Source organism: Oceanicaulis sp., from assembly GCA_040112665.1.
Lineage (GTDB): Bacteria > Pseudomonadota > Alphaproteobacteria > Caulobacterales > Maricaulaceae > Oceanicaulis.
Window position 1 is genome coordinate 777127 of sequence record CP157796.1, and the last position, 23633, is coordinate 800759.

At 68.6% G+C, this 23633-nt stretch carries 21 protein-coding genes; 10 read left to right on the top strand and 11 right to left on the bottom strand.

What is annotated here, in order from left to right; translation table 11 throughout:
- Positions 1 to 11: 11 nt before the first annotated feature.
- Genes puhB through bchF form a run of 9 tightly spaced genes read right to left on the bottom strand, consistent with a single transcriptional unit; the run spans position 12 to position 11766 of the window.
- Entirely contained in the window at positions 12 to 689 is a 678-nt protein-coding gene (gene puhB, locus ABL308_03720) for a photosynthetic complex putative assembly protein PuhB (GenBank protein ID XBQ16988.1), read from the bottom strand.
- A complete protein-coding gene (gene puhA, locus ABL308_03725; protein XBQ16989.1) occupies positions 689 to 1459 on the bottom strand; it encodes a photosynthetic reaction center subunit H in 771 nt (256 codons plus the stop codon). The genes puhB and puhA overlap by 1 nt, the downstream gene beginning before the upstream one ends.
- Before the next feature lie 22 nt (positions 1460 to 1481).
- On the bottom strand, positions 1482 to 2915 hold the full coding sequence (locus ABL308_03730; GenBank protein ID XBQ16990.1) for a BCD family MFS transporter: 1434 nt from the start codon (positions 2913 to 2915) through the stop codon (positions 1482 to 1484).
- Positions 2912 to 3610 carry a magnesium protoporphyrin IX methyltransferase gene (gene bchM / locus ABL308_03735; GenBank protein XBQ16991.1) on the bottom strand — a complete coding sequence of 233 codons (699 nt, stop codon included), beginning with the start codon at positions 3608 to 3610 and terminating at the stop codon, positions 2912 to 2914. The genes ABL308_03730 and bchM overlap by 4 nt, the downstream gene beginning before the upstream one ends.
- Complete coding sequence (bchL, locus tag ABL308_03740; protein XBQ16992.1) at positions 3610 to 4512, bottom strand: ferredoxin:protochlorophyllide reductase (ATP-dependent) iron-sulfur ATP-binding protein; 903 nt, start codon at positions 4510 to 4512, stop codon at positions 3610 to 3612. The genes bchM and bchL overlap by 1 nt, the downstream gene beginning before the upstream one ends.
- Positions 4513 to 4528: 16 nt before the next feature.
- Positions 4529 to 8299, bottom strand: a complete 3771-nt coding sequence (locus tag ABL308_03745; GenBank protein XBQ16993.1) for a magnesium chelatase subunit H — start codon at positions 8297 to 8299, stop codon at positions 4529 to 4531.
- Complete coding sequence (gene bchB, locus ABL308_03750) at positions 8271 to 9866, bottom strand: ferredoxin:protochlorophyllide reductase (ATP-dependent) subunit B (protein XBQ16994.1); 1596 nt, start codon at positions 9864 to 9866, stop codon at positions 8271 to 8273. Before bchB ends, ABL308_03745 begins: the two co-directional genes overlap by 29 nt.
- Positions 9863 to 11146, bottom strand: coding sequence for a ferredoxin:protochlorophyllide reductase (ATP-dependent) subunit N (locus ABL308_03755; GenBank protein ID XBQ16995.1), 1284 nt, complete (start codon positions 11144 to 11146; stop codon positions 9863 to 9865). Before ABL308_03755 ends, bchB begins: the two co-directional genes overlap by 4 nt.
- Positions 11143 to 11766, bottom strand: a complete 624-nt coding sequence (gene bchF, locus ABL308_03760; protein ID XBQ16996.1) for a 2-vinyl bacteriochlorophyllide hydratase — start codon at positions 11764 to 11766, stop codon at positions 11143 to 11145. The genes ABL308_03755 and bchF overlap by 4 nt, the downstream gene beginning before the upstream one ends.
- 367 nt (positions 11767 to 12133) lie before the next feature.
- On the opposite strand from bchF, the gene ABL308_03765 reads away from it, so the two are divergent.
- The 6 genes from ABL308_03765 to ABL308_03790 all read left to right on the top strand — a co-directional run bounded on the left by ABL308_03765 (position 12134) and on the right by ABL308_03790 (position 18314).
- The gene (locus ABL308_03765; protein ID XBQ16997.1) at positions 12134 to 13054 is read left to right on the top strand and encodes a cobalamin B12-binding domain-containing protein; all 921 of its coding nucleotides are present in this window, start codon (positions 12134 to 12136) and stop codon (positions 13052 to 13054) included.
- Between the two features lie 16 nt (positions 13055 to 13070).
- Positions 13071 to 14507 (top strand): transcriptional regulator PpsR, encoded by a 1437-nt coding sequence (gene ppsR / locus ABL308_03770; GenBank protein ID XBQ16998.1) that lies wholly within the window; start codon positions 13071 to 13073, stop codon positions 14505 to 14507.
- 63 nt (positions 14508 to 14570) lie between these two features.
- Positions 14571 to 15470 carry a chlorophyll synthase ChlG gene (chlG, locus tag ABL308_03775; GenBank protein ID XBQ16999.1) on the top strand — a complete coding sequence of 300 codons (900 nt, stop codon included), beginning with the start codon at positions 14571 to 14573 and terminating at the stop codon, positions 15468 to 15470.
- A 10-nt stretch (positions 15471 to 15480) separates the two neighbouring features.
- Positions 15481 to 16815 carry a BCD family MFS transporter gene (locus ABL308_03780; GenBank protein ID XBQ17000.1) on the top strand — a complete coding sequence of 445 codons (1335 nt, stop codon included), beginning with the start codon at positions 15481 to 15483 and terminating at the stop codon, positions 16813 to 16815.
- Positions 16812 to 18011 carry a geranylgeranyl diphosphate reductase gene (locus ABL308_03785; GenBank protein XBQ17001.1) on the top strand — a complete coding sequence of 400 codons (1200 nt, stop codon included), beginning with the start codon at positions 16812 to 16814 and terminating at the stop codon, positions 18009 to 18011. Before ABL308_03780 ends, ABL308_03785 begins: the two co-directional genes overlap by 4 nt.
- Before the next feature lie 12 nt (positions 18012 to 18023).
- Positions 18024 to 18314, top strand: coding sequence for a hypothetical protein (locus ABL308_03790; GenBank protein XBQ17002.1), 291 nt, complete (start codon positions 18024 to 18026; stop codon positions 18312 to 18314).
- On the opposite strand, the gene ABL308_03795 is transcribed toward ABL308_03790, so the two are convergent.
- Complete coding sequence (locus ABL308_03795) at positions 18311 to 18970, bottom strand: cytochrome c family protein (GenBank protein XBQ17003.1); 660 nt, start codon at positions 18968 to 18970, stop codon at positions 18311 to 18313. The genes ABL308_03790 and ABL308_03795 overlap by 4 nt on opposite strands.
- Before the next feature lie 190 nt (positions 18971 to 19160).
- Here ABL308_03795 and ABL308_03800 point away from each other — a divergent pair, with 190 nt between their 5' ends.
- From ABL308_03800 to mdh, 3 genes are all read left to right on the top strand, one after another.
- On the top strand, positions 19161 to 20276 hold the full coding sequence (locus ABL308_03800) for a class I SAM-dependent RNA methyltransferase (protein ID XBQ17004.1): 1116 nt from the start codon (positions 19161 to 19163) through the stop codon (positions 20274 to 20276).
- Positions 20273 to 21205, top strand: a complete 933-nt coding sequence (locus ABL308_03805; GenBank protein XBQ17005.1) for a homoserine kinase — start codon at positions 20273 to 20275, stop codon at positions 21203 to 21205. Before ABL308_03800 ends, ABL308_03805 begins: the two co-directional genes overlap by 4 nt.
- A 121-nt stretch (positions 21206 to 21326) precedes the next feature.
- Entirely contained in the window at positions 21327 to 22295 is a 969-nt protein-coding gene (gene mdh / locus ABL308_03810) for a malate dehydrogenase (protein ID XBQ17006.1), read from the top strand.
- A 74-nt stretch (positions 22296 to 22369) separates the two neighbouring features.
- On the opposite strand, the gene ABL308_03815 is transcribed toward mdh, so the two are convergent.
- The gene (locus ABL308_03815; protein ID XBQ17007.1) at positions 22370 to 22504 is read right to left on the bottom strand and encodes a hypothetical protein; all 135 of its coding nucleotides are present in this window, start codon (positions 22502 to 22504) and stop codon (positions 22370 to 22372) included.
- Between the two features lie 85 nt (positions 22505 to 22589).
- On the opposite strand from ABL308_03815, the gene ABL308_03820 reads away from it, so the two are divergent.
- Complete coding sequence (locus ABL308_03820) at positions 22590 to 23612, top strand: aspartate-semialdehyde dehydrogenase (protein ID XBQ17008.1); 1023 nt, start codon at positions 22590 to 22592, stop codon at positions 23610 to 23612.
- Positions 23613 to 23633: the final 21 nt, after the last annotated feature.

A 23633-nucleotide genomic window follows, 5' to 3' on the forward strand; every position in this document is an offset into this window, starting at 1 on the left:
TCCTTTACGGGTCAGCTGTTGGCGAGCGCGGCGCCGCCTCCCATCGCCGCCGCCTGGCGGCCGGGGGTTTCGGTTTCAACCGCGATCTTGCGGGCGGGCTGTCCGGCCTTTTCGGCCAGAGCGGCGCCCAGGATCTCGGCGGCCTTCGCCGCGTCGGGCACGCCGCGCAGCATCGGCTGGGCGTGCAGCACCCGCCAGGGGCGGACATGCGGCCAGAGCTGCACGTAAGCCGCCCGGTCGGGACCGGTGAGCTGGAGCGGAATGTCGCCGTCCCCGCCCTTGCGGACCTTCAGGGCGGCCGAGCCGACCACCTTGAAGGGGATGTTCACCGCCTTGGGCAGGGCGACGCCGGCGCGGATCACCACCCGTTCGCTGGTCACCGAGTAGATGGTCGAGCGCGCGATCAGCCAGGCCAGAAGGGACAGCAGCCCCAGCGTGGCCACGGCCAGAAGCGCGACGGACACCACGTCCAGGGCGGCGGTGGCCGCCCCGGCGCCGGCGGCCAGGCTCGCCCAGGCCTTCCAGATCGCGATCACGGTGAAGTAGATCGCGACGGCGCGAACGTGAAACACGTGCATGGCCAGCGACTTCCATTCCGGCGCACCCTGCCAGAGCAGGCGTTCGCCCTTGGGAAGCTCCTCAGGCAGGCCGGGGATGGGCTCAGGTTTGATCTTGTCGGGGTCGCACATCAGATCCAGGGCTCCTGACGGTCGGAGGTCGCATAGAGGAGGCCCCCGGCGTAGTAGGCGCTGATCTTGTCTTCCTCGAGCCGGGTGACCTGGTCGGGCGAGGCGTGCGCGGGCACGCCGGCGAACTGGCCGGCCAGGATCGCCTTGACCTTGGCCTGACGCGCCTTGCCGTGAATGTTCACGAAGGCGTAGGGCAGCAGCACCTTGCGTCCGCCCTCGGCCAGCTCGACTTCGTGATAGCGGATCAGCGCCTCGGCCCGGTCGACCCAGACGTCGCTGATGACGCCGGCGGTCTCGCCGTCCGCGCCGATCACGGCCATGCCGCGCGGATCGGGATCGCCCTTGGCGATGTCGAAATCGGGCAGCAGGCGCATCGGGACGATCTTCGGCAGCCCTTCATGGGTGACGTCCGGCTTGTCCTCGCGCAGCACGTAGGCGCCGGGACCGACCCCCGAGGTCATCGGATCGCCGACCGGTTCGGACGGAGAGCCCGGCCAGACCGCGAGCCGCTTCATCTTGTCGGCGGCGGGGTCGCGCTTGCCGTCGGGCTTGAAGGAAACCGAGCCGTCGGCCTGACGGAACTCCTTCTGGGTCGGGTACCAGACCGCGCCCGGGGTCTCGAGCTTGGCCGGGTTGTCGGTCTCGAGCGGGTAGCCTTCGCGCCGGTCTTCGCGGCGCAGATAAAAGACCAGTCCGATGAAGAAGAGCACGAACGCCATGAACAGAAGCGTCGTGAGATCGAACGAGCCGTTGATGATTCCACCAGACATGGTCAGGCCTCCTTTTCAGCCCTCAACCCGGAAACTCGGCGAGCCCGAATTTCCCGGATCTGCGTTGTCCGCCGCCGCCGGCGTGGCGGGCGAGCGGGCCGATCGCTGCAAGCGCGGCGAACAGCAAACCGATTTCAATGTGATAGACGACCGAGTAGCCCACCGCCGGGCCCTGCCAGGCCGGGCCGAGGGTTCCGGCCTCCGCCAGAGCGTGCACCAGATCGCGGATCGAGCCGCCGGCGATGACGGCGATCCCGGCGGCGGTCGCCTGGACCGCGCCCCAGGCGCCCAGCGCCAGGCCCGATCCGTTCGCCTCGCCGAGCTCCATCGCCGCGGTCAGCGTGCCCACCGAGAACAATCCGCCGCCGAGCCCGATCAGCACCGCGCCCACGCGGAAGAAGAGCGGCGAGCCCAGCGGGTCGGACAGGATCACCGCGGCGAAAGCGAAGACCCCGATCACCATGCCGTAGGCGGCGAGCCGGTGCGGGTCCTGGCCCGCGCCGAGTCCGCGCGCAGCCAGACCGAAGCCCGCCAGCGCGCCCAGCGCCCACAGCGCGGTGAGCAGCGTCGTGCCCGCGACCGACAAGCCGAGGACTTCGCCGCCATAAGGTTCGAGCAGCACGTCCTGCATCGAAAAGGCCGCAGCGCCGAGGCCCACCGCGATCAGCAGACGTGCCGGGCGCCCGCCGGCGGCGAACGCCTTCCAGGCGTCGGCGAAGGCGGGGCGGTCGCGATCCGCGGCGGTCAGGGCCGGCGCGCGCGCCTCCTGCCGCCAGAGCGCGACGATGTTGAGCGCGATGGTGAGCGCGGCCGCGCCCTGGATGACCTGAACGAGGCGCATCTCGGAGAAGTCGGCGAGCAGAAGGCTGATCACGATCGCGCTTAAGAGCATGCCGACTAGCAGCATGACGTAGAGCAGCGCCACCACGCGCGGCCGGTCAGCCTCGTCGGCGAGATCGGTGGCGAGCGCCAGGCCCGCGGTCTGGGTGGTGTGAAGCCCCGCGCCGACCAGAAGGAAGGCGAGCGCGCTGGCGGCCGGGCCGAGCCAAGCCGGCGCGTCGGTGTTGCCGCCCATCAGCAGCAGAGCGAACGGCATGATGGCGAGCCCGCCGAACTGCATCAGCGAGCCGAACCAGATATAGGGCACGCGCCGCCAGCCGAGCGCGGAGGCGTGATAGTCGGACTTGAACCCGATGAGCGCGCGCAGCGGCGCGAAGACCAGCGGCAGGCCGACCATCAGCGCGACGAGCCAGGCGGGCACGCCGAGCTCGGCGATCATCACCCGGTTCAGCGTGCCGGTGAGCAGGACCGCGGCCATGCCCACCGAGACCTGAAACAGCGACAGGCGCAAAAGACGCCCGAGCGGAAGCTCCTTCGTCGCGACGTCCGCAAAGGGGAGCATGGCCTTGACCAGCTCCGCCCAGCGGCGCGCGTTCTCGGAAGCCCGGTCGGTCATGCGCGCCTGAGCTCCATCGCCTGGGAAATGTAGAAGAACTCGTCGACCCGGACGGTGCGTCCGACCGTCCAGCCTGCAAGGCCCGGATGGTCGGCGATGCGCCGGCGCAGGCCCGCTTCGGACACCGGCACGATGGCCGGGGAGCGGTCGGATTTGGGGAACAGCTTGCCCGCCAGCCACAGCGCGGTGAGCATCGGTGTGCGCGGCGCGAAGGTGAAGATCACCTGCTCGCGCGCCCGGGAGGCGAGCCCGGCGATCATGTCGGTCATGTCGTCGGGCCGGTAGTGGATGATGCTGTCCATCGCGACCACCCGGTCGACCGGCGCACCGTCGGGATCGAGCATGTCGCCGGCGCGGAAGCGCACCCGCTCGCGCACATGCTCAGGCGCGCGCTCGGCGGCGATGTCCAGAAGCGTGGAGGCGAGATCGACCGCCTCGACGTCCGCGCCGCGCTCAGCCATGGCGAAGGCGAGCTGGCCCGCGCCGCAGCCCGCGTCGAGCACGCTCTCGCCGCCGAGTTCTGCGGGCAGCCAGTCGAGGATGGTGTCGCGGATCATGTCGCGGCCCGCGCGCACCTTGGCGCGCACGCCGCTGACCGGCGCGTCGGAGGTGAGCTTCGCCCAAGCCTCGGACGCCGTGCGGTCGAAATAGGTCTCGAGCGCGTCGCGGCGCTGCTGGTAGGTCGCGCCAGCCATCAGTCGAACCCCAGGAAGTCGAAGATCTCGCGGTCTTTCATCGCGCTCGCCACGCACGGCTCGACCCCGTCGAGCAGCATGGCGGCCAGGCGCAGATACTCGTCCTGAACCGCGGCGATCTCGGGATCCTCGCGGTCCATCTCGAACAGCGTCTTCTTCTTCAGGCGCGACAGGCGGATCGCGTCGAGATCGGGGAAGTGGGCGAGCCGCCTCAGCCCGGTCTGGTCGGCGAACCGGTCGATCTCGTCGGTGGCCTTCGAGCGGTTGGCGATCACCCCGCCCAGGCGCACCTCGTAATTCTTCGACTTCGCCGTGATCGCCGAGACGATCCGGTTCATCGCGAAGATCGAATCAAAATCGTTCGCCGCCACGATCAGTCCGCGATGGGCGTGCTGGAGCGGGCTGGCGAAGCCGCCGCACACCACGTCGCCGAGCACGTCGAAGATCACCACGTCGGCGTCTTCGAGCAGGTGGTGCTCCTTAAGCAGCTTCACCGTCTGGCCCACGACATAGCCGCCGCAGCCCGTGCCTGCGGGCGGGCCGCCGGCCTCCACGCACATCACCCCGTTATAGCCCTCGAACATGTAGTCCTCGGGGCGCAGCTCCTCGGTGTGGAAGTCCACGCTTTCGAGCACGTCGATGACGGTCGGCGCGAGGCGCTTGGTCAGGGTGAAGGTGCTGTCGTGCTTGGGATCGCAGCCGATCTGCAGCACTTTCTTGCCGAGCTTGGAGAACGCCACGGACAGGTTCGACGAGGTCGTCGACTTGCCGATCCCGCCCTTGCCGTACACGGCGAACACCTTGGCGGTGTCGATGCCCATGTCCTCGTCGAGATGGACCTGCACGCTGCCTTCCCCGTCGGGACGGCGCGGCGCGGGGCGTTTGAGATTGAGCATGGTCATGGTCGGTCTCTCTCGATCACGCGGCGCCGGCCGCGGCAGGGGTCAGGCCTTCCAGGCGGTCTTCGATCTCCTCGCCAGCGCGCCGCAGCGCTTCCAGCGTGGCGTCGTCGGGCGTCCAGTAATTGCGCTCGCTGGCTTCCAGCAGGCGCTCGGACAGGCGGGCGGAGGCTTTCGGATTGAGCGCGGCGAGGCGCTCGCGCATCGTCTCGTCGAGCACGTAGGTCTCGGTGATCTTCTGGTAGACCCAGGGGGCGACCTGGCCGGTCGTCGCCGACCAGCCCATCGTATTGGTCACCTGGGCCTCGATATTGCGCACGCCCTCATGGCCGTGGCGCAGCATGCCCTCGTACCAGCGCGGATTGAGCACACGGGTCCGGGTCTCCAGCGCGACCTGCTCTGACAGGGTGCGCACCTTGCCCTCGCCGGAGGTCTGGTCGCCGATATACACCGTCGCCTCTTCGCCGCCGCGGGCGCGGCGCACGGCGCGGTCGATGCCGCCCAGCGTGTCGAAGTAATGGTCGATCGTGGTCACGCCGAGCTCGACGGAGTCGAGATTCTGGTAGGCGAGATCGACATCGCCGAGGATCGAGCCCAGAAGCGCGCCCTGCTTCACCGCCTGACCGTTGCGGCCGAAGGCGTAGCATTTGCGCTTCTCATAGGCGTCGGCGAGTTCGTCCTCGTCTTCCCACAGCCCGCTGTCGACCAGCTGGTTGACGTTCGCCCCGTAAGCCCCGTCGGCGTTGGAGAACACCCGCAGCGCGGCGGTCTCGAAATCCACGCCGTGCTGTTCGGCGTAGGCGAGCGCGTGGCGGCGGACCGGGTTCATCTCCAGCGGCTCGTCGGCGTTCGCCGCCAGCCAGGCGGCCTCGGCGAGCATCTTGATCTGAAGCGGCAGCAGGTCGCGGAAAATGCCCGACAGGGTCATCAGCACGTCCACGCGCGACCGCCCGAGCTCTTCAAGCGGAATGAGCTCGGCGCCGGCGATCCGTCCAAAGCTGTCCTGGCGCGGTCGAGCGCCGATCAGCGCCAGCGCCTGGGCGATCGGGCCGCCTTCGGTCTTGAGATTGTCGGTTCCCCACAGCACCAGCGCGATGGTCTCGGGGAAGGCGTTGCCGTCCTCGACATGACGCGCGATCAGCCGCTCGGCCTGGGCCGCGCCGTCCTTCACCGCCCAGGCGGTGGGCAGGCGGAACGGGTCGAAGCCGTGCATGTTGCGGCCCGTAGGCAGGATATCGGGATTGCGGATGAGATCGCCGCCCGACACCGGGGGCACGTAACCGCCCGCGATAGCATGAAGGGTCGCGCCGAGTTCGTCATTGGCCCGAAGTCCGGCCTCGGTCTGCGCCAGACGGCGGAAGGCCGGGGTCCAGGCTTCACGCGCGCTAGACGGGATCGCGGCGAGCGCGGCCTTGAGGTCGCCGGTCTCGATCAGCCGCTCGATCGCGTCTGCGGGCGGAGCTTCGCCGCGCTCGATCTCCGCGATCGCGGTGTGAAGATCGCGCCGCGCGTCTGTGTCGGGGATTTCTCCGAGCACATGCAGGCCGTGCGGGATCAGCGTGGCTTCCAGCTCGGCCAGATCCTGGCGCAGCATCTCGATATGGACGCTGTCGCGGCCCGTCCAGACCGGCTCGGCCTCAGCGAGGTCGAGCTCGACGGCGAGGGTCTGGATGAGTTCGACCAGGCTGTCGCGCCGGGCTTCGGGCGCGTCCTGCGGCAGGGCCCGCCAATCCTCGATCGCGCCCTTGAGGTCGGTCATTTCGCGATAGAGCCCGGCCTTGGCGATCGCCGGGGTGAGATAGCTGATCAGCGTGGCCGCGCCGCGGCGCTTGGCGATCAGGCCTTCTGAGGGGTTGTCCGCGCAGTACAGGTAATAGTTCGGCAGATCGCCGATCAGCCGGTCCGACCAGCACTCCCCGCTCATCCCGGTCTGCTTGCCGGGCATGAATTCCAGCGCGCCGTGCGTGCCGAAATGAAGGACCGCGTTCGCCGCGAAATCCTCGCGCAGATAGCGGTAGAAGGCTGAAAAGCTGTGCGTGGGCGTGAACCCGCCCTCGAACAGAAGGCGCATCGGATCGCCCTCATACCCGAAGCCCGGCTGCAGCCCGACCATGACATTGCCGAACTTCGCGCCCAGCACGTGGATCGAGCGGCCGTCGGTGTCCTTGCGCCCCGGCGCGGGACCCCACTGGGCCTCGATCTCACGCAGATGTTTCTCCCGGCGGACATGGTCGTCGACCGGGATGCGGTGAAGGATGTTCGCATCCGTGCCGAACATCGCCGAATTGCCGCCGAGCACGGCCTCTTTCAGGTCGTCCAGCGTCTCGGGCACATCGACCGAATAACCTTCGGCCTTCATCGATTTCAGAAGGTTGTGCAGCGAGGCGAAGACCGAAAGGTTCGCGGCCGTTCCCGCAGCCCCGGCGTTGGGCGGGAAATTGAACAGCACGATCGCGATCTTGCGGTCCTTCAGCGCCGCCTTGCGCAGGGCGACGAGCTTCGCGGTCCGCGCGGCGAGAAGCTCGGCGCGTTCGGCGCACGAGCGCATGGACCGCGCGTCGCCGTCTTCGAATTCGCATTTGCGGTCGCAGCCGCCGCAGACCGTCCCGCCCGAGCAGCGCCCGCCGTAGATGATCGGGTTGGTCGCGCCGTCGAGCTCGGGGATGGTGACCATCATCGAGGCTTCGACCGGGGTCAGCCCGCCGGCGGATTTGCGCCAGTCCTCCAGCGACTGGAACTCCAGCGGATGGGCGGCGATGTAGGGCACGTCGAGCTTTTTCAGCAAAGCCTCGGCCGCGCCGGCGTCGTTATAGGCCGGCCCGCCGACCAGCGAGAAGCCGGTGAGCGAGACCACCGCGTCCACCGTCGGGCGGCCGTCCTCCATGAAGTATTTTTCGACTGCCGGCCTGGCGTCGAGACCGCTTGCGAAGGCCGGGATCACGTCGAGTCCCTGCGCCTCGAGCGCGCGGATGACGCCGTCATAGTGAGCGACGTCACCGGCGAGCACGTAGGATCGCATGATGAGGACACCGACCGTCCCGGCCCCCGCGCCGCGCCCGGCGGGGAGGGCCGCCACGCGCTCGGCGATCCGGCCTGAGCAGTCCGGATGGTAGAGCCCCTCTTCGGGGTATTCGACAGGTGCGGGCACGGCCGCGCGGCCGCGATAGACCGCGCGCGGCCCGGCCGCATACTTGTCGATCAGGTGGCGGATCATCGCGGCGAAATTCGCCTCCGATCCGGCCAGCCAGTACTGCATCGTCAGGAAGTAGGAGCGCAGGTCCTGCGCCTTGCCCGGAATGAAGCGCAGCACTTTGGGCAGCGCGCGCAGAAGGCCCATCTGGCTCTTGCCGCCGGCCTTGGCCGGGTCCTTGCCGTTCCCGCCGCGCAGCTTTTTCAAAGCCTTCATCAGCCCGCCCTGCGGCGCACCCATGTCCAGCCCGCCCAGACGGGTCAGCCGCACGATCTCGGGCCCCGACATCGAACCGACCAGCGCGTCGCAATGCGGCGCGCGCTCGGTCAGCGCAGGCAGGACCGCCTGGATGTGGTCGTCCAGGAACATCATGTTGGTGACGATGATGTCGCCCCGCGCGATGTCTTCGCGGCACTTCGCGAGCGCCTTGTCGTCGGCGCCGAAATCGGCGGCGGCGTGGAAGGCGAGCTTGAGCCCCGGATAATCCTTGCGGAGATCCAGCACGGCGCGGTCCGCCGCGCTCGCCAGATGATTGTCGAGCGTGACGACGACGACGCGGATGTCCGGGGCCTCAGCGGCCGAAATGGGCTTTTGCGTCATAGAGCGTCTCAACAGTTATCGTTTCCGCGCCATGCTGGGCGGCGTAGGTCTCCGTGTTGCGCCGCGCCTTTCCGCGGACGAAGAAGGGGATCTTTTTCAGCTCGGCCATCGCGTCGTCGGCCCAGACCGGCGCGCCGTCCGCAGCCGGTTCGGGCTGGGGCTCGGCGACGGGCCGGGACGCCGGTTCGGCCGCTTTCGGTGCGGACGCCGCCTTCGGCGCGGCCGGCGCGCCGAGATGGGAGGGGCCGGCCTCGTCGGAGAACTCGAAATCCTCCCGGAACATGCCCAGAAGGTGCTCTTCCAGTCCCATGACCAGCGGATGCACCCAGGTGTCGAAGAGCACGTTCGCGCCTTCGAACCCCATCACGGGGGCGTAGCGCGCGGGGAAGTCCTCGACATGGACCGGGGCGGAGATGACCGCGCAGGCGACACCGAGCCGCTTGGCGATATGACGCTCCATCTGGGTGCCCAGGACCAGCTCGGGCCGGGCGGCCTCGATGGCGGCTTCGACTTCCAGATAGTCGTCGGTGATCAGCGGCTCGACGCCGTAGCGGGCGGCCGCCTCGCGGACGTCGCGGGCGAATTCGCGGTTATATGCGCCCAGGCCGACGAGCTCGAAGCCCATCTCCTCGACTGCGACCCGGGCTGCGGCCACCGCGTGTGTCGCATCGCCGAAGACGAAGACGCGCTTGCCGGTGAGGTAGTTGGAGTCCACCGAGCGCGACCACCAGGGCAGGCGAAGATCGCGTTCGTCGAGACCCTTCTCGGCGTCCACGCCGGCGATTTCGGCGACCTCGCGCACGAACTCGCGCGTCGCGCCCACGCCGATCGGAACAATGCGCGTGTAGGGCTGGCCGAAGGTCTTTTCGAGCCAGCGCGCGGCGGGTTCGCCGATCTCGGGGTATAGGACGACGTTGAAGTCCGCCTCGCCCAGCTCCATCAGATCGCCCGGCGTTGCGCCCAGCGGGGCGGTGACGGCGACCTCGATCCCCATACGGTTCAGGAGACCGGTGATCTCCTTGACGTCGTCGCGGTGACGGAAGCCCAGAGCAGCGGGGCCGAGAATATTGCAGCGCGGAGGGCCGGGCTTGCGTTCGGCGCGCGCCTCGCCCGGTTCGGGCGCGTTCATGCCCGCAAGCCCGCGCACGAGCTGGTAGAAGGTCTCCGCCGCGCCCCAGTTCTCCTTCTTGGAATAGGAGGGCAGCTCCAGCGGCAGGATCGGGCAATCGAGCCCCATCGTGGCGGCGAGCCCGCCCGGATCGTCCTGGATCAGCTCGGCCGTGCACGAGGCGCCGACCATCATCGCGGCGGGCTTGTAGCGTTCATAGGCTTCCTGGGCGGCGGCCTTGAACAGCTCGGCGGTGTCGGTCCCCAGATCGCGCGCCTGGAAGGTGGTGTACGTCACCGGGGGGCGATGGTCGCGGCGCTCGATCATGGTGAAGAGCAGGTCCGCATACGTGTCGCCCTGCGGGGCGTGCAGCACGTAGTGCAGGTCCTTCATCGCGGTGGCGACGCGCATCGCGCCGACATGCGGCGGGCCTTCATATGTCCAGACCGTGAGCTTCATCCCACCCTCAGCAAATCGCGGCGCACCAGCGGCCGGGCGAACAGCTCGGCGAGGTCGCCGGCCTGTTCGAAGCCGTGGATCGGGGTGAAGACGAGCTCGATCGCCCACTTGGTCGACAGGCCCTCGGCCTCGAGCGGATTGGCGAGCCCCAGACCGCACACCGTGAGGTCGGGACGCGCGGCGCGGCAGCGGTCGAGCTGGCTGTCGACATGCTGGCCTTCGCTGAGCTGGACGCCCCGGGGCAGCCGAGGCAGCTCGCAGTCGAGATGGGTGCGGTGAAGATAGGGCGTGCCGACCTCGACCAGCCGCGCGCCGAGTTCCTCGTAGAGGAAGCGGGCGAGCGGGATTTCGAGCTGGGAGTCCGGGAAGAAGAAGATCGTCTTGCCCGACAGGCGCTCGCGATAACGCTCCAGCGCCCGGACGGCGCGGGCGCGCGGCGCGGCGATCACCGTCTCGAAGCGCTCGGCGTCAATATTCCACGCGTCCGCAGCGGCTTTGAGCCAGGCTTCGGTGCCTTTCGCGCCGAACGGAAACGGCGCTGCGAGCCGCCTCGCGCCGCGATCGTCGAGCGCGGCTGCGGTGCGCCCCAGGAAAGGCTGGGCGAGAAGATAGCGCGTGCCCTTTCCGATCGCCGGCAGCTCGTCGGAGCGCCGCGCGGGCAGGAAGCGGACCGGGCCGATCCCGAGCTGGTCGAACAGGCGGACGAACTGGTCCTCGACCACGTCGGCCAGCGCGCCGACCACCAGAAGCGAGGCTTCGGTTTCCGGCGCTTCGGGCAGCTCGGGGACGAGCGATTCCAGACAGGTGTCCTCGCCCTCGGTGAAGGTCGTCTCGATGCCGCTGCCCGAATAGTTGACCACCCGCACGCCGGCGTGTTCGGCGTTCAGCCGTTTGGCGGCGCGGTGCAGGTCGAGCTTGATCACCTCGCTGGGGCACGACCCCACCAGGAACAGGGTCTTGATGTCGGGCCGGCGCGCAAGGACCTGGGCGGCGACCCGGTCGATCTCGGCGTCCGCGTCGGCCATGCCGGCCAGATCGCGCTCCTCGATCACGGCGGTCGCGAATCGCGGCTCTGCGAAGATCATCACCCCGGCGGCGGACTGCATCAGATGCGCGCAGGTCCGCGAGCCGACGATGAGGAAGAACGCGTCCTGGATCTTGCGGTGCAGCCAGACGATTCCGGTCAGCCCGCAAAAGACTTCGCGCTGGCCGCGCTCGCGCAGAACCTCAGTCTCGGAGCAGCCGCCTTCGGGCCGGTCGGACAGAAGCGTGGCGGTCATGAAGCGGGGCTTTCAAGCCGCGCCAGCCGCAGCTTCCACAAGAACTGCGCCGCGTTGATCACGTAGGTGAAATAGGCTGCGAGCGCGAGCGCCATCTGCTCGGTCGGAGAGCCGATCCCCAGGAACACCGCCGCGAGATAGGCCGTGTGCAGCGCCAGCACGAGCATGGAGAAGACGTCTTCCCAGAAGAACGGCTTGGCGAACAGCCACTCGTCGAAGACCACCTTCTCCCAGATCGAGCCGGTGACCATGATCGCGTAGAGGACCAGCGTCTTGATGACGACCGACCATGTCGCGACGACGTACCCTTCGCCCGTCATGAGGTAGCGGACGACGAGACCCAGGCTCACCAGGAAGACCAGGAACTGGATCGGGGCGAGCAGGCCCTGCACCAGCGTCCACGGGCTCTGGTCCCGGCGGCGGCGCTGTTCGGGCGTGTAGATCGGCTCGCGCGGCGCGCTCGCAGGGCGGTGCACCCTGTGACGGCGGCCGGCGACCGCGCCGGCGTGCGCGGTCCACGGGCACGGCGCGACCATGTCGATCACGCCCTGCATCGCCCGGCCGACCGTCTGGTCGAAAAGCCCGGCGTGGCCGGACGATCCGGAGACTCCGGCGCTCATATGCCGATCGCGGCCTTGAACGTTTGTCCGCATGGCGCGCCCTCCTGCGCATCTACAGGATCGGAGCGTAAGTCAGCCGTTTCGGAAGTGTCAACTTTTATGGACGTTCCAGATTGTGGACACCTGGCCCGCCGCACCCCGAAGCGCTTGAAATGCCGAGCGAATACTTTGGTAAACCGGAAATGCTAGCCAGCATCAAAATATACTGTCATGCTGTAAGGATAATAACAGGCGGCTCGAGACTCGGCTTCACGTCCGTCACGTTCCGCCAGCGGCGCATGGATGAAATAAATGCGTCGCATTCATATGCGTGGCGGCGGCTGTTCTGGCCTTTTTCTTCGTCACGCCGGGAGGAAAGGGTAGGCTCATGGCGGGCGCAGCGCTTGAACGGTTCGGACTGGCGGGTCTCGCCCGCGCGGCTCAACAATCGCTCGACTTGCGCAGTTGGGGCTCCGGCGGCGGCAAGATCGATTTCGACACCACCGGCCCGTCGCGCGAAGTGCTCGACAAGCTGATCGAGGCGGAAATCATTCCCCGCCTGATGCTCACCAGCCGGCAGAGTGCGGACCTCGAACCCGCCGCCGAGCCCGATACGAACGCCCCGGCGCTCGATCCGGCTGCGATCGACGCCTTCGCCCGCCGCGCCATTACGCATGACCCCGATACGCTGGTGTCCGAAGTCAACGCGCTGATGGCTGCGGGCGTGTCCCATGAGGACGTGCTCCTGAAGCTGCTCGCCCCGGCGGCGCGCAGGCTCGGCCGGTTATGGGACGAAGACCTCGTCGACTTCGCCGACGTCACGATCGGGCTCATGAAGCTGCACCGCGTGCTCGAACGGCTGAACGCCGACACCCCCAGCGGAATGGGCGCAGGCGGCGTCGCGCCGCGGGTGCTTCTGGCGCCGGCCCCCGGCGAACAGCATGTGTTCGGCGTGGTCATGGTCGGCGAGTTCTTCGCGCGGTCGGGCTGGCGCGTGCGCTGCGAATCGTCTTCGGAGAACGACGCGCTCCTGCCCTCTCTCGCGGCGGACCATTTCGACGTGCTGGGCCTGTCGGCGAGTTCCGATCTCAGCCTGAAGGCGCTCAAGGGCGTCGTCCGCAAGGCGCGCGAAGCCTCCCGCAACCCCGATCTTTTCGTCATGGTCGGCGGTCAGGCGTTCAACAAGGATCTCGGCCTGGCCCGGCGGATCGGCGCGGACGCGACCGCGACCGACGGGGTGCGTGCAGTTGTCACAGCCGAGCGTATGGTTCATAGGCTTGCGCGCGCTGAAGGGGCGCTCACGCAATAACCATTAAGGCGAAGGCATGGATACCACGGTCCCGGACGGCCCGAACGCGCGGTTCACACGCCGCGACGTCGCTGACACGGCGTTCCCCGACGAGACCGCGGCGATCCTCGCGGCGAACGCCGGAGACGTGGCCCTTCTGATCGACGAGCGCGGCGTGGTGCGCGACGCCGCTTTCGCCGGCGAAGAATTTTCCGATGGTGAGTTTTCATCCTGGACCGGCCGCAAATGGGTCGATCTGGTCGGCGACGATTCGCGCGACAAGGTGCTCGCCCTTCTCAAGTCCGCTCACGAGGGCGGCCAGCGCCGCTGGCGGCACGTCAATCACAGCCGGGCGGGAGAAGCCGATCTTCCGATCCGGTATTTCGCCCTGCCTGCGGGCAAGGCCGGATGGACCCTCGCCATCGGCCGCGATCTGCGCGCGGCGAGCCGCATGCAGCAGCGCCTCATCGAAGCCCAGCGGTCCATGGAAGTGGATTACGCCAAGGTGCGCGAGGCGGAGACGCGCTTCCGGCTGCTGTTCCAGCTCGCCTCTGAAGGCGTGCTCATCATCGACGGCGACAATTTTCGCATCACCGACGTCAATCCGGCCGCCAGCCGCCTGCTCGGCCGTGCTTCGCAGCGCCTGGAAGGCCGATCGATCGAAAGCGCGTTCGGCGAGGCGGAAGCCGGCGCGGTGCGGGAAACCCTCGCCGTCGCCCGCCGCACAGGCCGGATCGAGAAGGTCGAGCTCGTTCCCGAGGGCGCGAAATCGCTGTGCGAGCTTCTCGTTTCGGTCTACCGGCAGGGCCGCGCGGTGTTCTATCTCGCCCGGCTGTCGTCGAAAGACGGAGAGGCGCGCCCCGAAGCGGACGCTTCGCTCAGCCGGCTGGCCGAGATCCTGCCCGACGGCCTCGTGCTCATCGCCGAGGACGGCAAGATCCTGTCGGTCAACGAGGCCTTCTGCGAACTCGCCCAGCTCACCGGCGCGGAAGACGCGATCGGTGCGCCGGTCGAACGCTTCATCGGGCGCACCGAGACCGAGCTCAACGTGCTGATGGCCAATCTGCGCGAGCACGGCCTCATCCGGAACTTCGCGACCACGGTGCGCACCCGGCTCGATCTCAGCGAAGCGGTGGAGGTGTCCGCCGTCTCCGCGCCCGGCCCGACTGGCACGGTGTTCGGCTTCTCCATCCGCCCGGTGGGTCGGCGCCTTGTCGCCGGCCGGCGCGCGGAAGGCGGGGCGGTCCCCGGTTCGGTGGACCGTCTGTCCGATCTGGTGGGCCGCGTGTCGCTCAAAGAGATCGTGCGCGAGAGCACCGACATGATCGAGCGCAGCTGCATCGAGGCCGCGCTCGAGCTGACCAACGACAACCGCGCCTCGGCGGCGGAGATCCTGGGGCTCAGTCGGCAGAGCCTTTATGCGAAAATGCATCGCCATCAGATCGGCGAACTGCCCGCGAAAAACGAGCACTGACAGGCGAAAAACCAAGCGTCAACTTTTGTTGACGCTATGACCTGTAAGGCATAGCCTACAGGCATGGAACGCACCCTGCCCATGCCTGAGACCGGCGTACGGCGCACGCTTGCGGCCGTGGTCGAACTGTCCAAGCCGGTCACCTGGTTTCCGCCCATGTGGGCGTTCATGTGCGGGGTCGTCTCTTCCGGTCAGCTCGGGCTCGACACGCTGGGCCTGCTCGCCGCGGGCGTGGTGCTCGCAGGTCCCCTCCTTTGTGCGGGCAGCCAGACCGTCAACGACTGGTTCGACCGCCATGTCGACGCGATCAACGAGCCCGGCCGCCCGATCCCGTCGGGCCGCATTCCCGGCCGCTGGGGACTTTACATCGCGATCTTCTGGTCGATCGCCGGGCTGGTCTGGGCGGCGTTTCTCGGACCCTGGGTGTTCGTCGCGGCCGCAGCCGGTGTCGCCCTGTCCTGGGCCTATAGCGCCCCGCCGGTGCGCCTGAAGAAAAGCGGTGTCTGGGGCCCGCTTTCGGTCGGCATATCCTACGAAGGGCTCGCCTGGTTCACCGGCGCAGCGGTGATGGTCCAGGCTCTGCCCGACGCGAAGACGATCCTGCTCGCCGTGCTCTACAGCCTCGGCGCTTACGGGATAATGGTCCTTAACGATTTCAAGGCGATCGAAGGCGACCGGCAGACCGGCGTGCAGTCTCTGCCCGCCACGCTCGGACCCGCGCCGGCCGCCTGGATCGCCTGCACCGCCATGGCCGCGCCGCAAGTGGTCGTCGTCGCATTGCTCGCAGGCTGGGGCGCGCCGATCCACGCGGGGATCGTCTGCCTGTCGCTGCTCGTACAGATCGGCCTGATGGCGCGTCTGATGCGCGATCCCAAGGGCCTCGCGCCCTGGTTCAACGCCACCGGGGTGACGCTTTACGTGCTGGGCATGCTCGCCGGCGCCTTCGCCGTCGCGAGCCTTTGAGGAGCCGGCCATGAAGCCTGATCGCGGAACGCTCAGCTGGATCGAGATCGTCAGGCTGGGCCTGGTGCAGGCCTCTCTCGGCGCGATCGTGGTGCTGACCACCTCGACGCTGAACCGGGTGATGGTCGTCGAACTGATGCTGCCAGCCATGCTGCCCGGCGCGCTCGTCGGACTTCATTACGCGGTCCAGCTCAGCCGGCCCCGCTGGGGGCACGGCTCCGACAAGGGCGGGCGGCGCACGCCCTGGATCATCGCGGGCATGCTGGTGCTGGCGCTCGGCGGCACGCTGGCCGCAGTCGCGACCGCGCTCGCCTCGAGTTCGCTCGTCGCCGGGATCGCGCTGTCGGTCTTCGCCTTTCTGCTGATCGGCGGCGGGGTCGGTGCTGCGGGCACGTCGCTGCTGGCGCTTCTGGCCACCGACGTCGCGCCGGAGCGGCGCGCCCCGGCCGCCTCGATCACGTGGATCATGATGATCTTCGGCTTCGCGGTGACCGCAGGCGTCGCCGGCGGCCTGCTCGACCCGTTCAGCCTGACCCGGCTCGTCCTGGTCACCGGCGGTGTTTGCGCGGCGGCCTTCGCCCTGTGCACGCTGGCGGTCTGGGGCGTCGAGCGCGAACAGCGCGCCGCGCCGTCCGCCGCGGCTCAGGCCGCGCCGAACGGGGGCTTCCGGACTGCGCTCAAAGAAGTCTGGGCCGAGCCCAAGGCGCGGGTCTTCACCATTTTCGTCTTCGTTTCGATGCTCGCCTATTCGAGCTCGGATCTCATTCTCGAACCCTTCACCGGCGTGGTCTTCGATCTGTCGGTCGGCCAGTCCACCCAGCTCGCCGGCATGCAGCACGGCGGGGTGCTGATCGGCATGATCGGCGTGGCGATCCTGGGCGCGAAGCTCGCCGGGCGCGGCTTCGGCCGCCGTCAGGGCTGGGTGATCGGCGGATGCGCGGCTTCGAGCCTGGCGCTCTTCGCCCTGGCCGCGGCGAGCCTGGCCGGTCCCGGCTGGCCGCTGGCGCCCACCGTGGTCGTCCTCGGCCTCGCCAACGGCGCGTTCGCGGTCGCCGCCATCGGCGCGATGATGGGGCTGGCCGGCGCGGACGGCGCGGGCCGGGAAGGCGTGCGGATCGGACTGTGGGGCGCGGCGCAGGCGATCGCTTTCGGTGTCGGCGGCTTTCTCGGCGCGGCCGCGATCGACGCGGCGCGCGCGATCTTCGACGACGCTTCGATCGCCTTCGCCATCGTATTCGCCGCCGAAGCCGTGCTCTTCCTGGTCGCCGCGCGTCTGGCGCTCGGCGTCGAAGAGCACAATCCCGAAACCGACGTGATGCCGAGCCTGGCAGGAGGCGCACAATGACCCAGACGATGAAAACCTACGACGCCGTCGTGGTCGGCGGCGGTCCCGCCGGAGCCACCGCCGCGCAACTGATGGCCGAAGCCGGCGCCGCGGTGCTGCTCATCGACAAGCCGGGGCGGATCAAGCCCTGCGGCGGCGCGGTTCCGCCCAAGCTGATCCGCGAGTTCAGGATCCCCGACAGCCAGATCGTGGCGCGGACGCGCGGCGCGCGGATCCTCGCCCCCTCGGGTCTGGAAGTCGATATGCCCATCGACAGCGGCTATGTCGGCATGGTCGATCGCGAGCATTTCGACGAGTTCCTGCGCGAACGCGCCCGGCAGGCCGGCGCAGAACGCCGCGACGGCGCCTTCGAGGCGTTCGAGCGCGACGCGGACGGAACCGCGATCATCGCCTTCACGCCCACCGACACGCCCGACGAGACGGTGCGCGTCCGCGCCCGGGTCGTGATCGGCGCGGACGGCGCGCGCTCGAAGCTCGCCAAGGAGACGGTGAAGGGCGCGGACAAGGTCAAGAGCGTCTTCGCCTACCATGAAATCGTCCGCTCCCCGCAGGCCGGCTCGGGCAGTCATTACGACCCCGAACGGTGCGACGTGTATTATGACGGGCGCATCTCGCCGGACTTCTACGGCTGGGTCTTTCCCCATGGCGACGTGGCGAGCGTGGGCACGGGCAGCCAGGTCAAGGGCTTCTCCCTGCGCGGCGCGGTGAAGGCGCTGCGCGAAGGCTCAGGCCTCACCGATTGCGAGATCGTGCGCCGCGAAGGCGCGCCCCTGCCCTACAAGCCCGCCCCGCGCTGGGACAACGGCCGCGACGTGGTGCTGGCCGGCGACGCGGCGGGCGCGGTGGCCCCGTCCTCGGGCGAGGGGATCTTCTACGCGATGACCTCAGGCCAGATGGCCGCCGAGGGCGCGCTGGAGTTCCTCGCGACCGGCAAGGCGAAGGCGCTGGCGCGGGTCCGCAAGCGTTTCATGAAGGAGCACGGCCAGGTCTTCTTCATTCTGGGGATCATGCAGCACTTCTGGTACCGCAACGACAAGCGGCGCGAGCGCTTCGTGAAGATCTGCGCGGACAAGGACGTCCAGCGCCTGACCTGGCAAGGCTATATGGAGAAGGAGCTGGTGAAGGCCGATCACGCCGCCCACGCCAAGATCTTCTTCAAGGACCTCGCCCATCTCGTCGGCCTGGCGCCGCGCTAGGCGGGCGCGGTCATGGCCGTGATCGAGGGGCTGTTCGCCTCGGGCCGGATAATCGATCTGATCCTGATTCTGGTGCTCGCCGAAGCCGCGCTGCTCGCGCTCGTGCGGCCCTTGCGCGGATCGATGCGGCTGATCGACATCGCCAGCCTGCTTCTGCCCGGCGTGATGCTGATGCTGGCGGTGCGCGCCGCATTGACGGGCGCCCCATATACGATGACGGCGGCCGTGCTGGCCGCCGCCTTCGCATTTCATCTTCTGGACGTGGCGCGCCGGCGCAAGGCGCCGGCGGCCGGCCGGGACTAGCCCGCGTCGCCCAGACCGCCGTTCTCTTTCATGTAGGCGATCACGTCGGCGCGGTCCTGTTCAGAGCGCAGGCCCGGGAAGGCCATGATGGTGCCCGGAATGTATTCGCGCGGATTTTCCAGGTACGCGAACATGGTTTCCGCATCCCAGGTGATGTTCGCGTTCGCGTTGGCGTCCGAATAGCGGAAGCCTTCGACCGAACCGGTCTCACGGCCGAAAATGCCGTAGAGCGACGGACCGACCCGGTTCACGCCTTCTTCCAGCACGTGGCAGGAAGCGCAGCGGGTCCAGACCCGGCGGCCCGCAGCAGCGTCGCCCGTCAGGCCGGCCACCATGACCGCGCCGTCGCCGGCGGCGGCCTGATCGGTCGCGCCTTCGTCGGCGGCGGCGTCTTCGGCCGGGGCTTCGTCAGCCATGGCGTCGTCGCTCATGCCTTCATCGGCCATCGCCGGCTCTTCAGCCGGAGCGGCGTCTTCGGCAGGCGCGTCGCCGCCCATGTCCATGCCGGTGTCGGCGGTGTCCGCAGCGGCGGTTTCGGTCGCCGCGGAATCGGCGCCGGCCGCATCAGCGGTATCGGTCTCCGCGTCATCGCCCCCGCCGCAAGCGGCCAGGGCCGCAGAGGCGACGAGCACGCCAAAGAAACTCATCTTCTTCATCACGCCTGTTCCTCCCAGTGCGTCGGTGAGTGTCGGGATGATAACGCCGCTTCGCCGCGCGGCCAGTCTTTCTTTAAAAAAAAGATAGGTCCGCGCGCTGCGATAGAGGCGGCCGACACCTTTCAACGCGCCAGCCCGCTGGTCAGCGGCGCCGATCGGGGTTACCGGTCCTGTCCGCCCGGAGACGCACGTGACCTCTGTAGCCCCGCTTGAAATCTTCCTGTCCTGCGCGCCCGGCCTCGAACCGGTCCTGCGTGCCGAGCTGGTCGAGAACGGCTTTAAAAAGCCCGAAGCCGAGCCAGGCGGCGTCACGCTGTCAGGCGGCTGGCCGGAAGTCTGGCGCGCCGCGCTGGTCAGCCGGATCGCCAATCGGGTGCTGGTTCGCGTTGTGCGCTTCCGGGCGTCGAGCTTTCCTGCGCTCGACACCCAGGCGCGGCGGGTGGACTGGGCGGCGCTTCTTGAAAACGGCGCGGGCGTACGCGTCGAGGCCGCGTGCCGCAAATCGCGCCTGGGCCATTCCGGCGCTGTCGCAGAACGCATCGAACGCGCCGTCGCCGAGACCGCCGGCGCGAAACCCGGCGGCGAGGACGGGCTGCGAATCCTCGCCCGTATCGAACGCGACGTCTGCACGATCAGCCTCGATGCGACCGGCGAGCCGCTGCACAAGCGCGGCTACAAGCAGGCGGTCGCAAAGGCGCCGATGCGCGAAACCCTCGCCGCCGCCTTCCTCCGCGGCTGCGACTACAAGGGCAAGGAGCCGGTGCTCGATCCGATGTGCGGCTCGGGCACGTTCGTCATCGAGGCCGCCGAGATCGCCAGCCGGCGCGCACCCGGCCGGTCGCGCAGCTTCGCGTTCGAGACGCTGGCTTCCTTCGATCCGGACGGTTTCGCCGCGGTGCGCGAACGCCTGTCCGCACCGATCGCGCCGGACTTCACCTGCCGCGGATTCGATCGCGATGCGGGCGCGATCGACGCCTCGATCGCGAACGCGGCCCGCGCCAGCGTAGACGGTTTCACAGAATTTCAGAAGCGCGGCGTCGCCGAGCTGGTCCCGCCCGACGGCCCGCCGGGGCTGGTGATCGTCAACCCGCCCTATGGCGGCCGCGTCGGGGAAGGCCAGGGCCTGCGTGCGCTTCACCGCACGATGGGCGACCGGCTGAAAGCGTTCCGCGGCTGGCGCGTGGGTCTCGTCACCAGCGAGGAAGCCCTGGCGCGGGCTACGGGCCTGCCCTTCGAGGCGCCCGGGCCAATCGTCGATCATGGCGGGCTGAAGATCCGGCTGTGGCGGACAGGACCGCTAACATGAAGACTGTCGCGACCGCGCCCGCCTCGATCGGCAATATCGGCGTCGGCTACGACGTGCTGGGCCAGGCCTTTCCGGCCGCCTTCGACCGGGTGACCGCGACCCGCACCGACTCGCCGGGCGTACGGCTGGGCGCGGTGACGGGCCTCGTCACCACCCTTCCCGCCGACCCGCAGCGCAACAGCGCGCTCAGGGCGGCGCAGGCGGTACTCAGCGCGGCCGGCGCGCAGTTCGGCGCGGTGATCGATATCGACAAGGGCATACCGCTGAGCGCCGGCATGGGCGGATCGGGCGCGAGCGCGGTCGCCGGCGCGGCGGCCGCCAACGCGCTCCTCGACGCTCCGTTCGAGACCGAGGCCCTTTTGCCGTTCGCGCTGGAAGGCGAGCGGGTCACCGCCGATCCGCCGGCCTGGGACAATGTCGCCCCGACGCTTTTCGGCGGGATCGTCATCGCCGCCGACACTGAGGCCGGTCTCGTCCGCCGCCTTCCTGCGCCCGACGGGGTCGAGGCCGTGCTGGTCCATCCGGACTTCGCGATCGAGACGGCGGCGGCGCGCGGCGTGCTTTCGCCTGAGGTCCCGCTCACGACCGCGGTCGAGCACGCACGTCGCATCGCCGCCTTCACGCTGGGCTGCGCGACGAGCGATCACGCGCTGATCCGGGCCGGGCTCGAAGACGTGCTGATCGAGGCCCAGCGCGCCCGGCTCGTGCCGGGCTTCGCTGCCGTGAAACAGGCCGCGATGAACGCCGGGGCGCTGGGGTGTTCGCTGTCAGGCTCGGGCCCGTCGGTCTTCGCCTGGTGCCCGGCCGGACGCGCGCAGGCCGCAGGCGCGGCGATGGCCGACGCATTCGCCGGCGCCGGGCTCGCCGCCCGCATCCATCGCGCCGGCCTCGACGGGCCGGGCGTCGCGGTCGAGCGGATCGCGGGCTGAGCACAAGCCCTGTGTCAGACTTTCGGCCCGATTGCGCGGCGGCGCTGGCGGCGCTAGACCACGGCTGCGCATTTCAAGGGCGCGCCGGCCGGCGCGCCAACCCCGAACAACGAGGATTCCCATGGCTCGCAAGAAGATCGCCCTTATCGGCGCCGGCATGATCGGCGGCACGCTCGCTCACATCTGCGCCCGCGAGGAGCTGGGCGACGTGGTGCTGATGGACCTCAACGAGGGCACGGCCAAGGGCAAGGCGCTCGACCTGTGCGAAGCCAGCCCCGTGTTCGGCAAGGATTCCCACCTCACCGGCGGCTCGGTCGAGGACTACGCCCCGATCGCGGGCGCGGACGTCTGCATCGTCACGGCGGGCGTTCCCAGAAAGCCGGGCATGAGCCGCGACGACCTTCTGGAGATCAATCTCAAGGTCATGAAGTCGGTCGGCGAAGGCATCGCCAAACACGCGCCCGACAGCTTCGTGATCTGCATCACCAACCCGCTGGACGCCATGGTCTGGGCGCTGCGGGAGTTCTCCGGCCTGCCCCATGAGAAGGTCGTGGGCATGGCGGGCGTGCTCGATTCCGCGCGTTTCCGCTGGTTCCTGGCTGAAGAATTCGGCGTGTCGGTCGAGGACGTCACCGCCTTCGTGATGGGCGGTCACGGCGACACGATGGTGCCGCTGACCCGGTATTCCACCGTCGCCGGCATCCCGGTGCCCGACATGGTCAAGCAGGGCTGGTCGACCTCGGAAAAAATCGACCAGATCGTCGATCGCACCCGCAAAGGCGGCGGCGAGATCGTCCAGCTCCTGGGCAACGGCTCGGCCTTCTACGCCCCGGCCGAAAGCGCCGTGGCCATGGCGAAGTCCTATCTCAACGACAAAAAGCGCATCCTGCCCTGCGCCGCCCATCTGACCGGCCAGTTCGGCGTCGACGGGCTTTATGTCGGCGTGCCGGTCGTGATCGGCGCGAACGGCGTGGAGAAGGTCGTCGAGATCGAGCTGAACGCCGACGAGCAGTCCATGTTCGACCACTCCGTGAACGCGGTGAAGGACCTGCTCGAAGCCTGCAAGAAGCTCGATCCGAGCCTGGGGTAGGCTTCAGCTGCGCGCCGGCCGCCGAACACCCCCGGGCCCTCGCGTCCGGGGGTTTGCCGTTCAGAGGCCGGGCGCTAGCGACTGTTCCAGTCGTCGGATTTCTTCTCGGAAAACCGGTCGATCGCCCTGACCGCGACGAAGGCCAGCGCGAGCACCAGCAACACGGAAAACACGAAGTCCAGGATCATCTGCCAGGCTTCAAGCGTCACGTCTCTTCCCCCTTTTCAGCCAGGCCGAGTCTGGCACGATCGTCCCTGGGCTTCACCCCCCCCGCCCGAGACAAGGAGCTCCACCATGGCCCTGAAAATCGCCGTCATGGGCGCGACCGGCGCGGTCGGCGCCGAGATGCTGACCATTCTCGAAGAGCGGCTGTTTCCCGCCGAGACCGTTCATGCGCTCGCCACGCGCCGCTCGGTCGGCCGGGAGCTGAGCTATGGGGACAGGACGCTGAAGGTGAAGGACGTCGAGACCTTCGATTTCTCGTCCGTCGATCTGGTCCTGATGAGCGCGGGCGGGGACGTCTCGAAAGAATGGGCGCCGAAGATCGCCAAGGCCGGCGCTCTGGTGATCGACAATTCCTCCGCCTGGCGCATGGACCCCGACGTGCCGCTGGTGGTGCCCGAGGTGAACGCCGATCAGCTGTCGAAGCGGCCGAAGAAGAACATCATCGCCAATCCCAACTGCTCGACCATCCAGACCGTGGTCGCGCTCGCGCCCATCCATGAGCGCGCGCGGATCAGGCGGGCGAGCTGCGCGACCTATCAGGCGACCTCCGGCGCGGGCAAGCAGGCGATGGACGAGCTGTGGAACCAGACCCGCGCCATCTATGTGAACGACCCGATCGAGCCTGAAGCCTTTCCCAAGCAGATCGCCTTCAACGTCATTCCGAAGATCGACGTCTTCTTGGAGGACGGCTCCACCAAGGAAGAGTGGAAGATGACGGTCGAGACCAAGAAGATCCTCGACCCGAAGATCAAGCTCTTCGCCACCTGCGTGCGCGTTCCTGTCTTCGTGGGCCATTGCGTCGCCGCCCATCTCGAACTCGAGCACGAGCTCTCCGCCGAGGACGCTCGCAATCTGCTGCGCGAGGCGCCCGGCCTGATGCTGATCGACCGCGCCGACGAGGACGATCCCGCCTTCGTCACCCCGGTCGAAAGCGTCGGCGAGTTCGCGACCTTCGTTTCCCGTGTGCGCGAAGACCCGACGGTGGAGAACGGCCTCGCCCTGTGGATCGTCTCGGACAATCTCAGGAAAGGCGCCGCGCTCAACGCCGTGCAGATCGCAGAAGGCTGCGTGAACGCGGGCTGGCTGAAATAGGCGGCGCCCCCTGCGCCGAAA

Excerpts from the sequence above, each read along its gene's own strand:
- puhB (XBQ16988.1), bottom strand. The coding sequence starts at position 689 with ATGTGCGACCCCGACAAGATCAAACCTGAGCCCATCCCCGGCCTGCCT.
- puhA (XBQ16989.1), bottom strand. The coding sequence starts at position 1,459 with ATGTCTGGTGGAATCATCAACGGCTCGTTCGATCTCACGACGCTTCTG.
- ABL308_03730 (XBQ16990.1), bottom strand. The coding sequence starts at position 2,915 with ATGACCGACCGGGCTTCCGAGAACGCGCGCCGCTGGGCGGAGCTGGTC.
- bchM (XBQ16991.1), bottom strand. The coding sequence starts at position 3,610 with ATGGCTGGCGCGACCTACCAGCAGCGCCGCGACGCGCTCGAGACCTAT.
- bchL (XBQ16992.1), bottom strand. The coding sequence starts at position 4,512 with ATGACCATGCTCAATCTCAAACGCCCCGCGCCGCGCCGTCCCGACGGG.
- ABL308_03745 (XBQ16993.1), bottom strand. The coding sequence starts at position 8,299 with ATGACGCAAAAGCCCATTTCGGCCGCTGAGGCCCCGGACATCCGCGTC.
- bchB (XBQ16994.1), bottom strand. The coding sequence starts at position 9,866 with ATGAAGCTCACGGTCTGGACATATGAAGGCCCGCCGCATGTCGGCGCG.
- ABL308_03755 (XBQ16995.1), bottom strand. The coding sequence starts at position 11,146 with ATGACCGCCACGCTTCTGTCCGACCGGCCCGAAGGCGGCTGCTCCGAG.
- bchF (XBQ16996.1), bottom strand. The coding sequence starts at position 11,766 with ATGAGCGCCGGAGTCTCCGGATCGTCCGGCCACGCCGGGCTTTTCGAC.
- ABL308_03765 (XBQ16997.1), top strand. The coding sequence starts at position 12,134 with ATGGCGGGCGCAGCGCTTGAACGGTTCGGACTGGCGGGTCTCGCCCGC.
- ppsR (XBQ16998.1), top strand. The coding sequence starts at position 13,071 with ATGGATACCACGGTCCCGGACGGCCCGAACGCGCGGTTCACACGCCGC.
- chlG (XBQ16999.1), top strand. The coding sequence starts at position 14,571 with ATGGAACGCACCCTGCCCATGCCTGAGACCGGCGTACGGCGCACGCTT.
- ABL308_03780 (XBQ17000.1), top strand. The coding sequence starts at position 15,481 with ATGAAGCCTGATCGCGGAACGCTCAGCTGGATCGAGATCGTCAGGCTG.
- ABL308_03785 (XBQ17001.1), top strand. The coding sequence starts at position 16,812 with ATGACCCAGACGATGAAAACCTACGACGCCGTCGTGGTCGGCGGCGGT.
- ABL308_03790 (XBQ17002.1), top strand. The coding sequence starts at position 18,024 with ATGGCCGTGATCGAGGGGCTGTTCGCCTCGGGCCGGATAATCGATCTG.
- ABL308_03795 (XBQ17003.1), bottom strand. The coding sequence starts at position 18,970 with ATGAAGAAGATGAGTTTCTTTGGCGTGCTCGTCGCCTCTGCGGCCCTG.
- ABL308_03805 (XBQ17005.1), top strand. The coding sequence starts at position 20,273 with ATGAAGACTGTCGCGACCGCGCCCGCCTCGATCGGCAATATCGGCGTC.
- mdh (XBQ17006.1), top strand. The coding sequence starts at position 21,327 with ATGGCTCGCAAGAAGATCGCCCTTATCGGCGCCGGCATGATCGGCGGC.
- ABL308_03820 (XBQ17008.1), top strand. The coding sequence starts at position 22,590 with ATGGCCCTGAAAATCGCCGTCATGGGCGCGACCGGCGCGGTCGGCGCC.